Origin of the sequence: Amycolatopsis mongoliensis (assembly GCF_030285665.1) — a bacterium.
Taxonomy (GTDB): Bacteria; Actinomycetota; Actinomycetes; order Mycobacteriales; family Pseudonocardiaceae; genus Amycolatopsis; species Amycolatopsis mongoliensis.
The window spans coordinates 5,390,646-5,404,765 of record NZ_CP127295.1 but is presented as its reverse complement, the minus strand read 5'-3'; the positions used below and the strand labels follow the sequence as shown (position 1 = coordinate 5,404,765).

At 71.7% G+C, this 14,120-nt stretch carries 15 protein-coding genes; 8 read left to right on the top strand and 7 right to left on the bottom strand.

Translation table 11 applies throughout. From position 1 onward, the window contains the following. The first annotated feature begins 142 nt into the window (after positions 1-142). From QRX60_RS26385 to QRX60_RS26370, 4 genes are read left to right on the top strand one after another with little or no spacing between them, the layout of a single operon-like run. Positions 143-1,165, top strand: a complete 1,023-nt coding sequence (locus QRX60_RS26385; protein ID WP_286003456.1) for a fatty acid desaturase family protein — start codon at positions 143-145, stop codon at positions 1,163-1,165. Positions 1,166-1,175: 10 nt separating this feature from the next. After that, entirely contained in the window at positions 1,176-2,237 is a 1,062-nt protein-coding gene (locus QRX60_RS26380) for an MBL fold metallo-hydrolase (RefSeq protein WP_286003455.1), read from the top strand. After that, a complete protein-coding gene (locus QRX60_RS26375) occupies positions 2,222-2,671 on the top strand; it encodes a hypothetical protein (RefSeq protein ID WP_286003454.1) in 450 nt (149 codons plus the stop codon). Before QRX60_RS26380 ends, QRX60_RS26375 begins: the two co-directional genes overlap by 16 nt. After that, a complete protein-coding gene (locus tag QRX60_RS26370; RefSeq protein WP_286003453.1) occupies positions 2,668-2,922 on the top strand; it encodes a Smr/MutS family protein in 255 nt (84 codons plus the stop codon). The genes QRX60_RS26375 and QRX60_RS26370 overlap by 4 nt, the downstream gene beginning before the upstream one ends. On the opposite strand, the gene QRX60_RS26365 is transcribed toward QRX60_RS26370, so the two are convergent. From QRX60_RS26365 to QRX60_RS26335, 7 genes are all read right to left on the bottom strand, one after another. Continuing rightward, positions 2,923-3,522, bottom strand: coding sequence for an Rv1733c family protein (locus tag QRX60_RS26365; RefSeq protein WP_286003452.1), 600 nt, complete (start codon positions 3,520-3,522; stop codon positions 2,923-2,925). Between the two features lie 121 nt (positions 3,523-3,643). Continuing rightward, positions 3,644-4,789, bottom strand: coding sequence for an alpha/beta fold hydrolase (locus tag QRX60_RS26360; protein WP_286003451.1), 1,146 nt, complete (start codon positions 4,787-4,789; stop codon positions 3,644-3,646). 58 nt (positions 4,790-4,847) lie between these two features. Continuing rightward, a complete protein-coding gene (gene hsaB / locus QRX60_RS26355; RefSeq protein WP_286003450.1) occupies positions 4,848-5,387 on the bottom strand; it encodes a 3-hydroxy-9,10-secoandrosta-1,3,5(10)-triene-9,17-dione monooxygenase reductase subunit in 540 nt (179 codons plus the stop codon). Then, a complete protein-coding gene (gene hsaC, locus QRX60_RS26350; protein ID WP_286003449.1) occupies positions 5,384-6,295 on the bottom strand; it encodes an iron-dependent extradiol dioxygenase HsaC in 912 nt (303 codons plus the stop codon). The genes hsaB and hsaC overlap by 4 nt, the downstream gene beginning before the upstream one ends. Beyond that, positions 6,295-7,140, bottom strand: a complete 846-nt coding sequence (gene hsaD, locus QRX60_RS26345; protein WP_286003448.1) for a 4,5:9,10-diseco-3-hydroxy-5,9,17-trioxoandrosta-1(10),2-diene-4-oate hydrolase — start codon at positions 7,138-7,140, stop codon at positions 6,295-6,297. Before hsaD ends, hsaC begins: the two co-directional genes overlap by 1 nt. After that, entirely contained in the window at positions 7,140-8,303 is a 1,164-nt protein-coding gene (gene hsaA / locus QRX60_RS26340) for a 3-hydroxy-9,10-secoandrosta-1,3,5(10)-triene-9,17-dione monooxygenase oxygenase subunit (protein ID WP_286003447.1), read from the bottom strand. The genes hsaD and hsaA overlap by 1 nt, the downstream gene beginning before the upstream one ends. Positions 8,304-8,335: 32 nt before the next feature. Beyond that, positions 8,336-9,937 (bottom strand): FAD-binding protein, encoded by a 1,602-nt coding sequence (locus tag QRX60_RS26335; protein ID WP_286003446.1) that lies wholly within the window; start codon positions 9,935-9,937, stop codon positions 8,336-8,338. Positions 9,938-10,037: 100 nt separating this feature from the next. Between QRX60_RS26335 and kstD the strand changes: the two genes are divergently transcribed. Genes kstD through QRX60_RS26315 form a run of 4 tightly spaced genes read left to right on the top strand, consistent with a single transcriptional unit; the run spans position 10,038 to position 14,119 of the window. After that, entirely contained in the window at positions 10,038-11,705 is a 1,668-nt protein-coding gene (gene kstD / locus QRX60_RS26330) for a 3-oxosteroid 1-dehydrogenase (protein ID WP_286003445.1), read from the top strand. Beyond that, a complete protein-coding gene (locus QRX60_RS26325) occupies positions 11,702-12,838 on the top strand; it encodes a Rieske 2Fe-2S domain-containing protein (protein WP_286003444.1) in 1,137 nt (378 codons plus the stop codon). Before kstD ends, QRX60_RS26325 begins: the two co-directional genes overlap by 4 nt. Beyond that, complete coding sequence (locus tag QRX60_RS26320; RefSeq protein ID WP_286003443.1) at positions 12,835-13,092, top strand: hypothetical protein; 258 nt, start codon at positions 12,835-12,837, stop codon at positions 13,090-13,092. The genes QRX60_RS26325 and QRX60_RS26320 overlap by 4 nt, the downstream gene beginning before the upstream one ends. Continuing rightward, positions 13,085-14,119: a ferredoxin--NADP reductase gene (locus QRX60_RS26315; RefSeq protein ID WP_286003442.1), complete on the top strand. Its 1,035-nt coding sequence runs from the start codon at positions 13,085-13,087 to the stop codon at positions 14,117-14,119. The genes QRX60_RS26320 and QRX60_RS26315 overlap by 8 nt, the downstream gene beginning before the upstream one ends. Position 14,120 lies beyond the last annotated feature (1 nt).

Sequence of the window (14,120 nt, the reverse complement as noted above, 5' to 3'; positions counted from 1 at the left end):
GGCGGTTAGAACCGCCCTGAACACTCACGACCAGCCGCGGCAGATCCGCGTATACCAGAGTCGGCGGTAGGGCGGGCCCCCGGAATGTGCCGGGGGCGCTCCGGGTTCACGGCGGGGGCCCCTACCGCGAAGACTCGGGTGCGTGACCACCACCGAGAACCCCGTCAGCACCGGCAGCGACTTCGCCCGGCTGAGCCACCGCATCTCCGCCGCCGGCCTGATGACGCGCCGCCCCGGCTACTACACCGCCCGGTTCGCCGTCGTGGGCGGGTTGTTCGCCGCCGGGTGGGTCGCCTTCGCGCTGCTCGGGAACTCGTGGTGGCAGCTGGCCGTCGCCGCGTTCCAGGCCGTCATGTTCGCGCAGATCGCACTGCTTTCCCACGACCTCGCGCACAAGCAGGTCTTCCGGCGGCGGCGCCCCACCGAGATCGCCGGGATGCTCGTCGGCAACCTCGGCATCGGGATGAGCTACGGCTGGTGGATGGACAAGCACACCCGCCACCACGCCAACCCGAACCACGAGGAGCTCGATCCCGACGTCGACCCGGACATCCTCGTGTGGTCGAAGGACCAGGCCCGTGCCGCGAGCGGGGTCGCGAAGTTCATCGGGCGGTACCAGGCCTTCCTGTTCTTCCCGCTGCTGACGCTCGAAGGGCTCAACCTGCACTGGTCGGGGATCCGCGCCGTGTCCAAGCCGGGCCTGCGCCGCCGCGGGGTGGAAGCCGCGCTGCTGGCCACGCACGTCGTCGTCTACCTCGGCGCGCTGGTCACCGTGCTCTCCCCCGGCATGGCGCTGCTGTTCTTCGTGGTGCACCAAGCGCTCTGGGGCATCTACATGGGATCGATCTTCGCGCCCAACCACAAGGGGATGCCGACCCTGACCGGGCGGCCCGAGCTCGACTTCCTCCGCAAGCAGGTGCTGACCTCCCGCAACGTCCGCGGGGGCGTCGTGACCGACGTCGCCCTCGGCGGCCTCAACTACCAGATCGAGCACCACCTGTTCCCGAGCATGCCGTCGCCGCACCTGCGGCGGGCGCAGCCGATCGTCCAGGGCTACTGCGCCGAGCTGGGCATCCCGTACCTGGAGACGAGCCTGGTCGAGTCGTACCGGCAGGCGCTCACCCACCTGCACGAAGCTGGGGCACCTCTCAGGAACCGTTCGTAGACTCGGGAGCATGAGGAAGACGATCGCGGCCCTGCGCGACCTGCCGGCGGCGTTCGGCGCGAAGTCCGCCGGGGCACGGGCCGAGCGGGTCCGCTCCTCGCCGCAGTTCGACGGCAAGGTGTTCCGCAACGCCGCGCCGCGGCACCCGATGACCGCGTCGTCGATGCGGACGATCTTCCGCGAGATGTTCTTCGGCGACGACCGCGAGCTGCGCAAGCCGGGCGGGCCGGTGCCGCTGGTGGCGTCGGCGCCGGTGCTCTCGGCCGAAGGGCTCCACGTGACGTGGTACGGCCACGCGTCGGCGCTGGTCGAGCTGGACGGTGCCCGGGTGCTGCTGGACCCCGTCTGGAGCGACCGGGTGTCGCCCGCCGCGTTCGCGGGCCCGCGCCGGCTGCACGAGCCGCCCGTGGCGCTGTCCGGGCTCGGCCGGGTCGACGCGGTGGTGATCTCGCACGACCACTACGACCACCTCGACCTGGCGACGGTCCGCGCGCTGGTCGCGTCGTCCGACGCGCCCTTCCTGGTGCCGCTCGGGGTGGGCGCGCACCTGGAGCGCTGGCGCGTCCCGGCGGCGCGGATCATCGAGCTCGACTGGCACGAAGAAGCGACGGTGGCGGGCGTCCGCTTCGTCGCGACGCCGGCCCAGCACTTCTCCGGCCGCGGCATCACCAACGACGACACGCTCTGGACGTCGTGGGCGCTGCTGGGGCCCGCGCACCGGGTGTTCTACAGCGGCGACACGGGGTATTTCGACGGGTTCGCTTCGATCGGCGACGAGCACGGCCCGTTCGACGCGGCCCTGATCCAGATCGGCGCGTACGCCCCGCACTGGCCGGACATCCACATGACGCCGGAGGAAGGCGTCGCGGCGGGCATCGACGTCCGGGCGAACCTGCTGATCCCGGTCCACTGGGCGACCTTCCAGCTGGCGATGCACCCGTGGGGCGAGCCGGCGGACCGCGTCTGGCGCGAAGCCAAGGCAGCGGACCTGGCCCTGGCGATCCCGCGCCCGGGCGAGCGCATCGACGTCGCCGCTCCCCCGGCGGTGGACGGCTGGTGGCAGGCGCTGTGATCGACGAACACGAGCGGTACGCGCGCTACCTGCTCGAGTTCGCCAACGTCGCCGAGGCCGACGAGCCGGAGCTGGTCCGCGCGGTGCCGACCGACCCGGACCAGGTGATGGCCGAGGCGGCGGTCGTGCGGCACCTCGACCTGCGGGCGGCAGCCCTGCAGGGCGACCGCGGTTTCCCGGCGTGGGCCGCCCGGATGGGCGAGCTGGTCGGCGGCCGGCGGTTCCCGGCCCGGCGGCTGCGGGAATGGGTCTTGCTGCGTGCGCTCACCCGCGACGAGGATTGGCGGGAAGCGGACCTGACGAGCGCTTCCGACTGGCTGCAACGGCGGGCGTGCGCCGAACCCGCCGTGCCGGCCGCACTGGCGGTGCTGGCCGAACGGGGCCGGCCCCGCCGCGTGCGAGCCGCGGCCCTCCGAGCACGGGAGCGCGTGTGAAGCTGAAACTGGACCTGCACGACATCCACAACCGCGGCGGGGAGATCGACCGGGCGCTCAGGGGGATCATCGACGAGGCCGTCGCCAAGAAGGCACCGCTCGTCGAGATCATCCCCGGCAAGGGATCGGGTCAGCTGAAGAAGCACGTCCTGCGGTTCCTCGAGCGCAAGGACGTCAAGGCGCTCTACCACCGGGTCGAGAAGGACAAGGACAACTTCGGGCGGGTCTTCGTGCACTTCCGCTGGAAGTGATCAGAACCGGCTGTCGTGGCGGGCTTCGGCCCAGGCGCGGTCCCACGCCGCCGAGTGGAGACGGCTCACCACGAAGCGGCCCGCGCCGTACACGGCCGCCAGCGCGCCCGTGATCGCGACCCACAGCAGGATCGCCGCGAAGATGCCGTCGGCCACCGAGGTGGACGGCGAAAGCGGCTCGTTCGTCAGTTCGCCGCGCTGGTCCAGCCAGACCGGCACGTGCGTGCCCGCCGGGCTGCCCGCGTCGGCGAGGACGTCGCCGGTGTGGCGGGCGCCGCGCGCGTCGAACCAGGCGGCCTGGACCGTCGACTGGTCGGCCGGGGCGCCGGCGCCGTCGGTGCTGTAGGACTGGCTGGGCGCCGCCACCAGGGAAACCGCCGTCGCCGGGTGGCGGGTCGTGCGTTCCTGCTCGGCCCGGGCGGTCTGCGAGGCGTAGGTTTCGGAGCCGAACGCGGCCGCGAACGGCAGCGCGAGGAGTGCACCGGCGAAGACCAGCACCAGCAGGGCGGCCTCGACGCGGTCGCCGAACCTGGTCAGCGGATTGCGGCCGGGGTGCAACCGGCGCCGGAACCGGGCGATCCGTCCGCTGGGCCCACGCATGCGCGACTCACTCCTCCCAGGTAAACGTCATCTCGGTAACAGTGTGCGCGCAGGGGCTCGACTTTCTCTCGCAAATGGGATGCGGCCCACCTGTGAACCCGTGCACAACCACCCGGTCGCGCTAACTCGCCGCGATCGCCGACCACAGTGCGTGAGCGATCTGCGGGCCGCAGACGTCGGTGTGGCTTCGCACGAACCGGTCGGCGAGGAGGTTGTGCGGGACACCCGGCCGCCAGCGGTAGCTGCCGCCCACCGGCAGCAGCTCCGCGGGGACGGCCTCGGCGGTCCGCTGCGCGCCGTTGCGGCCGATGGCGCCGTAGGCGCTCGACGCGTCGCCCGCGGACGCCGTCCGGCCGGCGATCCGGGACGCGATGGCGTAGGCGACGCCGACCGCGAGGTCGTTGGCGGTGTGCGTGACGAGGATCGGCCCGGTCACCACCCGCTCGTCCAGGACCCGGCGGAACGCGCCGGGCCGCGGCCCCGCCTGGCCGTCGTCCCAGTCCGCGGCGAAGCCGTGGTGCGAGAAGGCCGCCTGCAGCAGGGTCAGCGTCGCCAGCGACCCGGCCGGGCGGGTGTTCGCGGCCGCCGTCACCAGCCGGCCGCCGAAGCTGTGGCCGACGAGGTGGAGCTTCGGCCCGCCGACCGTGGCCAGCAGCGGCGCGAGGCCGCGCACGCCCACCTCATCCGCGCGGGCCTTGATCTCGTAGTACGCGAGGAAGTCGAGCAGGTGCGCCGCCGCGTCGGCGAAACCGGTCGTCCCGAGGCGGTCCATGACCGTCCCGCCGGGGAGGGTGAACAGCTGCGTCGAAGCGTCTTCGCGGTCGTCCGCACCGCGGGTGGCCACCGAGAGCAGCGCGGCGGCGAACGCCGTGCGCGCGGTCGCGCGGACGGTCAGCGCCGGCACCAGGTCGGCCGCGGCGTCGATCGTGAGCCGCTGGCCGGGCACGAGGTCGCGCAGCTGGTCGAGGCGCTCGGCCAGGCCGGCGCCCGGTTCCAGCCCGGCGAGCTTCCGCGACGGCCACAGCACGCAGGCGAACGCGATCCGGCGGCCGGGCAGGCCGCCCGCGACCGCGCGCATCGACCCGGCGAGCGCCGAGTAGAGCAGCCGCGCGACCAGGTGGCCGTCGTTCCCGCCGTGGGTCAGCACGATCAGGTCGGTGACCGCCGGGTCGGCCGCGAGCTCCCGCACGGCCGCGCCCCGGTCGCCGACGAGCTCACCCGCCCGGTCGAACTCGACCTCGGCGGCCGGGAAACCGCACAGCTGCACGGAGGTCCTCCTCGAGCGACGACTCCCGGGAAGTCGCCCGCGCGGGGGCGGCCGTTACTCAGAGCCAGTCGTCCGGCCGCGGCCACGGCATCAGCGCCGCGAACGCGTCCCTCGCCGGCTCGGTGACCGCGTACCGGCCCCGGTGGAACAGCAGCGGCCGGGCGTCCGAGGGCGCGCCCAGCGCGGTGACCCGGCCGATCACGACGTAGTGGTCGCCCGCCTCGTGCACCGCTTCCAGCTCGCAGTCGATCCAGGTGAGCGCGCCGTCGAGCAGCGGCGCCCCGGACGGCGACGGCGTCCAGCCGACCCGCGCGAACTTGTCCTCGCCGCGCGCGCCGAACACCGCGCTGACCTCCTGCTGGTCCTCGGCCAGCACGTTGACCGCGAACCGGCCGGCCGCGGCGAGCACCGGCCAGGTGCGGGACGTCTTCGCCGGGCAGAACAGCACCAGCGGCGGGTCCAGCGACAGCGCGGCGAACGACTGGCAGGCGAACCCGGCGAGGGTGTCGCCGTCGCGGCCGGTGACCACGGTCACGCCCGTGCAGAAGTGCCCGAGGACGCTGCGGAACTCGGTCTGGTCGACCGCCACCGGCGTCATGACCCCGGCGGCCTTGCGCCGACCGAGAAGTCGTGCCCCCACAGGGAGACCGCGGTGCTCTCGCGGGCGATCCAGTTGTCGTCGTCGACCTGGCGGCCCTCACAGCCGAACTCGACGTCGAAGCCGCCGGGGGTCTTCATGTAGAAGGACAGCATCAGGTCGTTGACGTGCCGGCCGAGCGTGGCCGACATCGGCACCTTGCGCCGGATCGCGCGGTCGAGGCACAGCCCGACGTCGTCGGTGTTCTCCACCTCGACCATCAGGTGCACGATCCCGCTGGGCGTCGGCATCGGCAGGAACGCGAGGCTGTGGTGGCGCGGGTTGCAGCCGAAGAAGCGCAGCCAGGCGGGCGGGCCGTCGGCGGGCCGGCCGACCATCTGCGGCGGCAGGCGCATCGAGTCGCGCAGCCGGAAGCCGAGGACGTCGCGGTAGAACCGCAGGGACGCCCCGTCGTCCTTTGTGGACAAGACGACGTGGCCGAGGCCCTGCTCGCCGGTGACGAACGTGTGGCCGTACGGGCTGACGACGCGGCGGTGCTGCAGCGCGACGCCGTGGAACACCTCCTGGGTGTTGCCGGACGGGTCGTCGAAGCTGATCAGCTCGTCGACGCGCCGGTCGGCCAGTTCCTCCGGCGTGCCCTCCTTGTAGGGCACCGACGCACTGTCCAAACGCGACCGGAGGTCGGCCAGCTCGCCGGCGTTCGCGACTTCCCAGCCGGTCTGCGCCAGCCGGTCGGCCTCGCCGGGTGAGATGACCAGGCGGGCCGGGAAGTCGTCCATGCGCAGGTAGAGCGCGTCGGGGTTGGTGCCGCTGCCTTCGACCATGCCGAGCACCTTGAGCCCGTACTCGCGCCACGCGGCCATGTCGGTGGCTTCGATGCGGAGGTAGCCCAGTGACCGGATGCCCATCAGGAACTCCCGAGGAAGTCGAGGGCCAGCCGGTTGAACTCGTCGAACTTCTCCAGCTGGGCCCAGTGCCCGCAGCCGCCGAACACGTGCAGCTGCGCGCGCGGAATCGTCTTGAGCGCGAGGAGGGCGCCGTCCAGCGGGTTGACGCGGTCCTCGCGGCCCCAAATGAGCAGCACGCGCTGGCGGAGGCGGTGGGCTTCGCGCCAGAGCATGCCTTCTTCGTAGGTGTCCGGCTGCGCGAACGACATCCCCATCGCCCGCATGGCGGCGAGCGACTCCGGGGTGTTCGCCGCGGCGAACCGGTCGTCGATCAATTCCTCGGTGATCAGCCCCTGGTCGTGGACCATGATGCGCAGGAACGCTTCCATGCGCTCGCGGCTCGGCTTCGCGGCGAACCTGCCGAGGTTCTTGACCCCTTCGGTGGGGTCGGGCGCGAAGACGTTGACGCTCAGCCCGCCGGGGCCCATCAGCACGAGCCTGCCCGCGCGCTTTCCGTGGTTCAGCGCCAGCCGGACCGCCGCGCCGCCACCCAGCGAGTTGCCGATGAAGTGCGCCCGCTCGATCCCCAGCGCGTCCATCAGGCCCACGACGGCGTCGGCGCTGTGGCGGAAGTACTGCGGGTGCTCGGTCGGCTTGTCCGAGCGCCCGAAGCCGGGCTGGTCGACGGCGATCGTGCGGTAGTGCTTGGCGAACTCCGGAAGGGTGCGCCCGAAGTTGCTCCACGCCGACGCGCCGGGCCCGCCGCCGTGCAGCAGGATCACCGTCTCGGCGTGCCCGGCGCCCGCCTCGTGGTAGTGCAGCTTGAGGTCGCCCGCCTGGGCGTACTTGCCTTCGGGAGCGACCATCAGTACATCGCGTTCTCGACGGGCAGCCCGAAGGCGCCGGTGCCGAACATGACGTACGCGCGCTCGGCGTCGTTGGCCGCGTGGACGCGGCCGGCGTGCGCGTCGCGCCAGAAGCGCTGGATCGGCGTGCCGCGCTGGATCGCGCGCCCGCCGGAGTTCTCGAAGAGCCGGTCGATCGCGGAGATCGCGCGTTCCGTGCCGCGCACCTGGTCGCGCCGGACACGCAGGCGCAGGTCCGAAGGCAGCCGCTCTTCGCGCTTGGCCATTTCGTACAGCTCGTCGATGTTGCGGGTCAGCTGCAGCCAGGCGGCGTCGATCTCGCTGGCCGCCTCGGCGATCCGCACCTTGGCGAACGGGTCCTCTTTGGACTGTTCGCCGGCGTACGCGGCCCGCACGCGCTTGCGCTGGTGCTCCACGTGCGCGTCGTAGGCGCCCTGGGCCATGCCGATGATCGGCGCGGTGATCGTGGACGGGTGCACCGAACCGTAGGGCAGCCGGTACAGCGGCCCGGGGTTCACGGCCTGGCCGGGCACCTTGCACTTCGACGTCGCGATGAAGCTCAGCGCCCGGTGCTGCGGGACGAAGACGTCCTCGACGACGATGTCGTTCGAGCCGGTCCCGCGCAGTCCCACGGTGTCCCAGACGTCGACGATGGAGTAGTCGGCGATGGGCAGCAGGTACGTGCAGAAGTCGACCGGCTTGCCGTCCTTGAACGCGGGTCCCCCGAGCAGCACCCACGTGCAGTGGTCGCAGCCGGAGGAGAAGCTCCACCGGCCGCTCAGCCGGTAACCGCCGTCGACGACCTCGGCCTTGCCCATCGGGGCGTACGACGACGAGATCCGCACGTCCTCGTCCTCGCCCCAGACCTCCTGCTGCGCCTGCGCGTCGAACAGCGCCACGTGCCACGGGTGGACGCCGAGGATGGAGGCGACCCAGCCGGTGGACCCGCACGCGCTCGCGATCAGCTTGACCGCGGTGTAGAAGCTCACCGGGTCGGCTTCGAAGCCGCCGTAGGGCTTCGGTTGCAGCAGCTTGAAGAACCCGGTCTCCTGCAGGGCCTTGACGGACTCCTCGGGGACGCAGCGCGCGTCCTCGGTGTCCTGGGCCCGTTCCCGCAGGACCGGCAGGAGGTCCCGGACCCCGGCGATCACCTGCTCGCTCATGCGCAGTCCTCTCTCGCGTCTCTCCCCAGAGACTAGAACACGTTCTCGTTTTTGTCGAGAACACCCTGCGCCAGGGCACTGTTGATCCCCGCCCTGCGGCCGGAAAACACGCAGTCGGCCAGCGAAAGGCCACTCACGTACGACCTGGAACAGATTCCCACCGCGGTGCGCCCGGCGGCGTACAGCCCGGGGATCGGCTCCCCCGCCGCGCTCCGCACCGCGCCGGTGTCCTCGTCGACGACCAAGCCGCCGAGCGTGAGCATCGGCGTGGGATAGCCCAGGTTGGGCCGCACCGAGATGTCGATGAGCGAGAACGGCGGGTGCTCCAGCCGCCGCGCGAACTCGGCGGGCTTGCCCACCGGGTCCTCGGCGCCGTGGTAGGCCTCGACGCTCGCGCGCAGGCCCCCGGCGTCGACGCCGGCCTTGCGCGCGACCTCGTCGAGCGTCGCGCCGGTCACGCGGCCGCGGCGCAGCAGGTAGCGCAGCTGAAGCCCCTGGAACCACTGGCTTTGCGCCTTGGTGTCCCGCCGCGCCTCCGCCACGATCGGCGCGTCGACGAGCAGCCAGCCCTTGCTCCCGTGGTCCTCGATGAGCTTCTCGCCGACCGCGGCGCCGTACCGGGACTCGTCGATGACCCGCTGCCCGCCTTCGTCGACGATGATCCCGCCGAGGAACGCGCTCGGCGGCGTGATGAACCGCCACGCCGAGATCCGGCCCAGCTCACCGGTCGCGGCTCCGGCCTCGACGCCGAGCCGGATGCCCGAGCCGTTGTCGGCGGACGTGCCGAGCGGGAGCCCGCCGCGGTAGGCCGGCGCGTGCTCGCGCACCATCTCGCGGTTGGCGATGAACCCGCCCGCGGCGAGCACGACCCCGCGCCGGGCGGTGATCCGCAGCTCACGGCCGTGGGCGCGCTCGAAGCGCTCGACCCGGCGGTGGAGCGACTTGCGCAGCGAAGGCACGTAGATCCCGGGCTTCGCCGCGTACTGCGCGAAGCGCTGGTGCCGGGCCCGCACGAGCGCGGGCGCGTCGCTCAGCGAATCGGCCACCAGCCCGGTGATCCGCCCGTCGCCGTCCCGGACCAGGGTCCGCGCGTGGGTCTGGGTCAGCACCCGGACCCCGCGCTTGCGCACCGCCTCCTTGAGGCGCGCCATCAGCATCTTTCCGGAGGTCCCGGCCCCCTTCACGCGGTGGCCGCGCGGGGCGGGCTTCGCCGCGTCGCGGAACCCGCCCGCGGCCTCACTGCCGGAGTAGTACAGGTAGTGGTCATCACTCGGGTACGACGTCTTGTACGGGCAGAGGCTGCCTTCGAACGGCACGCCGTTGCCCTCCAGCCAGGTGATCATCTCGCGGCTGCCCTCGCAGAAGCGCCGCAAGGTCTCCTCGGAGACGACGTCCCCCGCTTCGAGCCGCAGGTAGGCGTACATCGCGTCGACGGAGTCGTCGACACCCGCGTCGAGCTGCTGGGCAGTGCCGCCGCCCGCGTAGACCACGCCACCGCTGACCGCGCTGGCGCCACCACCGGCGAAGCGCTCGACGATGACGACGTCGGCGCCCGCGTCGGCCGCCTCCAGGGCGGCGCAGGCGCCGGCCGCCCCGAACCCCACGATCACCACGTCCGCGACGAGTTCGTCCATGGTCGTCACCCTAGAACTGAAACACGTTCTCGTCTATGGTGGCCGAAAGCGACTCTCAACTGGATACTCGTCTTGTGGAACACGTTACAAGTGAGGTGGCATGAGGGAGCAGTTCGACGTCGTCGTGGTCGGCAGCGGTGCTGCCGGGATGACCGCCGCGCTGGCCGCGGCCCACCACGGCCTGAGCGTGGTCCTCCTGGAAAAGGCCCCCTGCTTCGGCGGTTCGACCGCCCGCTCCGGCGGCGGGGTCTGGCTGCCGGGCAACCACGCACTGCGCGCCGCCGGGATCGACGAGCCGCCCGAGCGGGCGCGCGAGTACCTGGCCTCGATCGTCGGCGACGTCGTCCCGGCCGTCCGGCGCGACACGTTCCTCGCGCACGGACCCGAGGTGCTGAAGTTCGTGTGCGACCACACGCCGCTGAAGTTCCGCTGGGTCCGCGGCTACAGCGACTACCACCCCGAAGCCCCCGGCGGGCGGTCCGGCGGCCGGTCGGTCGAGCCCGTCGCCTTCGACGGCAAGCTGCTCGGCGCCGAGCTGGCCCACCTCGAACCGCCGTACAGCGCTCCCCCGCTCGGCGTGCCCATCACCCAGGCCGACTACCGCTGGCTGAGCCTCCTCGCGAGGCACCCGCGCGGCGTCGTCCGGCTGCTCTCGCTGGGCGTCCAGTGGCTGGTCGGACGGCTGCGCGGGCAGCGGCTGCTGGCCATGGGGCAAGCGCTTGCGGCCGGGCTGCGGGTGGGCCTGGCCAGGGCCGGCGTCGACGTCCGGCTGAACACCGCGCTGGCCGATCTGAAGACGGACGGCGACCGCGTCACCGGCGTCGTCCTCGAAGACGGCTCGGTCGTCGAGGCCCGGCGCGGCGTGATCCTCGCCAGCGGCGGGTTCGAGCAGAACCTGGAGATGCGCGAGAAGTACCAGCGCGCGCCGATCGGCACCGACTGGACCGTCGGCGCGGCCGCCAACACCGGCGACGGCATCACCGCCGGGCTCAAGCTGGGCGCGGCCCTCGACCTGATGGACGACGCCTGGTGGGGGCCGACGCTGCCGCTCACCGGCGGGCCGTGGTTCGCGCTGGCCGAGCGGTCGCGGCCGCGCTGCATCATGGTCGACGCCCGCGGCGAGCGGTTCGTCAACGAGTCGGCGCCCTACGTCGAGGCCGTGCACGCGATGTACGGCTCCGGGGACGGGCCGGGCCGGCACATCCCGACCTGGCTGGTGTTCGACCAGCGCTACAAGGACCGCTACATGTTCACCGGCATCGGGCCGCGCCAGCCGCTGCCCGGCCGCTGGTTCAAGGCCGGGATCGCGGTGAAGTCGGGCTCGCTGGCCGGGCTGGCCGCGAAGATGGCCGTGCCGCCCGACGCCTTGGAAGCCACCGTGACGCGCTTCAACGGCTTCGCGCACAAAGGGGTCGACGAGGACTTCCGCCGCGGGGTCAGCAAGTACGACCACTACTACGGCGACCCGCGGAACAAGCCCAACCCCAGCCTCGGCCCCCTGGACAAAGCGCCGTACTACGCGGTGAAGATCGTCCCGGGCGACCTGGGGACCAAGGGCGGCCTGCGCACCGACGAGCACGCGCAGGTCCTGCGTGAAGACGGCTCGGTGGTGCCCGGGCTCTACGCCGCGGGCAACGTCAGCGCGGCCGTGATGGGCCGGACGTACGCCGGGCCGGGCGCGACCATCGGCCCGGCCATGGTGTTCGGCTACCTTGCGGCCACGCGGCTGGCGCACGAAGATCAGGGGACCACGGGAGGCGAGCGATGACGCAGGAGTCCGTACGCACCATCTACGCCGGGGAGCCGCCGGCCCGGTTCGCGCGCGGCTGGCACTGCCTCGGCCTGGCGAAGACCTTCCGCGACGGGAAACCGCACGCGGTCACGGCGTTCGGCACGAAGCTCGTGGTGTTCGCCGACTCGAGCGGCGCGCTGAACGTGCTCGACGGCTACTGCCGGCACATGGGCGGCGACCTCACCCAGGGCACGATCAAGGGCGACGAGGTCGCGTGCCCGTTCCACGACTGGCGCTGGAACGGCAAGGGCAAGTGCGTCTCGATCCCCTACGCCAAGCGGGTTCCGCTGCGCGCGCGGACGCGGTCGTGGACGGCGCTGGAGCGGAACGGGCAGCTGCTCGTGTGGCACGACCCCGAGGGCAACCCGCCGGCCGACGAGCTGGCGATCCCGCACATCGAGGCCGCGGACAGTCCCGAGTGGAGCAATTGGACGTGGGACTCGATCTTCATCGACGGCTCGAACTGCCGCGAGATCATCGACAACGTCGTGGACATGGCGCACTTCTTCTACATCCACTACGCGTACCCGACGTACTTCAAGAACGTGTTCGAAGGCCACATCGCGACGCAGTACCTCAACACCAAGGGCCGCCCGGACATGGGCATGGCGTCCAACTACGGTGGCGAGGACAACCTCCTGCGGTCCGAGGCGTCGTACTTCGGGCCGTCGTACATGATCAACAAGCTGGTGAACTCGTTCCAGGGCTACGAGATCGAGAGCGTGCTCATCAACTGCCACTACCCCGTGACGCCGACGTCGTTCGTGCTGCAGTACGGCATGAAGGTCAAGAAGCAGCACGGGCTGACCGACGAGCACGCGGACAAGATCGCGGCGAAACTGGCCAAGGGCATCGGCGCGGGGTTCCTGCAGGACGTCGAGATCTGGAAGCACAAGACGCAGATCGACAACCCGCTGCTGTGCGAAGAGGACGGTCCGGTCTACCAGCTCCGCCGCTGGTACCAGCAGTTCTACGTCGACGCCGCCGACGTCACCGAGGACATGACCCGGCGCTTCGAGTTCGAAGTGGACACTTCGAAGGCCAACGAGGCGTGGGCGGCGGAGGTGGCGGAGAACCTGGCCCGCCAGAAGACCGAGGCGGAAGTGTGACCACCGCCGAGCAGGCCGAGTTCCTGGCGGGCGGGCTGCGGCCGCACGAGTGCCGCAGCTGCGGCACGTGCGTGCTGGTGAAGAAGAACAGCATCCAGCACACGAGCATCCAGTGGACGTCCCGGCCCGCCGACAGCTGCCCGGTGTTCGCCGATGCCGACGGCCCTTCGGCACTGCTCGACACCTGCCCGAAACTGTCCGACAGCATCGCCGACGCCGTGCGCGAAGGCACGCTGGCGGTGGCCGATGGCTGAGCGGGTCTACACGCTGACGGTGGCCGACGTCGTCGTCGAGACGCCCGACGCGCGGTCGGTGGTCTTCGAGGTCCCGGCCGAGCACGCGGCCGCCTTCGAGTACTCGGCCGGGCAGTTCCTGACCCTGCGGATCCCCAGTGAGCAGACCGGTTCGGTGGCGCGGTGCTACTCGCTGTCCAGCGCGCCGCACGAGAACCGCGTGCAGGTGACGGTCAAGCGGACCGACGGCGGGTACGGCTCGAGCTGGGTCTGCGATGCGCTCAAGCCCGGGATGGCGCTCGACGTGCTCGCGCCGGCGGGCGTGTTCTGCCCGGCGTCGGTGGACGAAGACTTCCTGTTGTTCGCCGGCGGCAGCGGCATCACGCCGGTGATGGCGATCCTCAAGACGGCGCTGGACCAGGGTTCCGGGCGCGTCGTGCTGGTGTACGCGAACCGCGACGAGCGTTCGGTGATCTTCGCGGGCGAGCTGGCTTCGCTGGCGAAGCGCTACGGAGACCGCCTGGTCGTCATCCACTGGCTGGAGAGCGTGCAGGGTCTCCCCGACGTCTCGCAGCTGCGCGGGCTGGCTTCCGTGTACACGGAATACGAGGCCTTTCTCTGTGGTCCGGCGCCGTTCATGGCGGCCGCGCGCGAGGCGCTCGGGCAGCTCGGGGTGCCGCGGGACCGGGTGCACGTCGAGAAGTTCACGTCGCTGACGGGGAACCCGTTCGAAGAGGCCGCCGTCGTCGAGGAGGAGCCGGCCTCGGACGAGGCGCCGGCGTCGCTGACGGTTTCGCTCGACGGGTCGACGCGGTCCATGGCCTGGCCGCGGCGGCGGAAGCTGCTGGACCACCTGCTGGACGCCGGGATGGACGCGCCGTACTCGTGCCGCGAGGGACAATGCAGTGCGTGCGCGTGCCGGATCGTGTCGGGCGAGGTGAAGATGCTGCACAACGAGGTCCTGGACGCCGAGGACATCGCGGACGGCATCGTGCTGGCCTGCCAGTCGCTGCCGGTCACCGACGACGTCTCGATCAGCTACGAATAGG

Coding starts and splice junctions, on each gene's coding strand:
- hsaD (WP_286003448.1), bottom strand. CDS start 7,140: ATGGTCGCTCCCGAAGGCAAGTACGCCCAGGCGGGCGACCTCAAGCTG.
- hsaC (WP_286003449.1), bottom strand. CDS start 6,295: ATGGGCATCCGGTCACTGGGCTACCTCCGCATCGAAGCCACCGACATG.
- QRX60_RS26365 (WP_286003452.1), bottom strand. CDS start 3,522: ATGCGTGGGCCCAGCGGACGGATCGCCCGGTTCCGGCGCCGGTTGCAC.
- QRX60_RS26335 (WP_286003446.1), bottom strand. CDS start 9,937: ATGGACGAACTCGTCGCGGACGTGGTGATCGTGGGGTTCGGGGCGGCC.
- QRX60_RS26380 (WP_286003455.1), top strand. CDS start 1,176: ATGAGGAAGACGATCGCGGCCCTGCGCGACCTGCCGGCGGCGTTCGGC.
- QRX60_RS26325 (WP_286003444.1), top strand. CDS start 11,702: ATGACGCAGGAGTCCGTACGCACCATCTACGCCGGGGAGCCGCCGGCC.
- kstD (WP_286003445.1), top strand. CDS start 10,038: ATGAGGGAGCAGTTCGACGTCGTCGTGGTCGGCAGCGGTGCTGCCGGG.
- QRX60_RS26315 (WP_286003442.1), top strand. CDS start 13,085: ATGGCTGAGCGGGTCTACACGCTGACGGTGGCCGACGTCGTCGTCGAG.
- hsaB (WP_286003450.1), bottom strand. CDS start 5,387: ATGACGCCGGTGGCGGTCGACCAGACCGAGTTCCGCAGCGTCCTCGGG.
- hsaA (WP_286003447.1), bottom strand. CDS start 8,303: ATGAGCGAGCAGGTGATCGCCGGGGTCCGGGACCTCCTGCCGGTCCTG.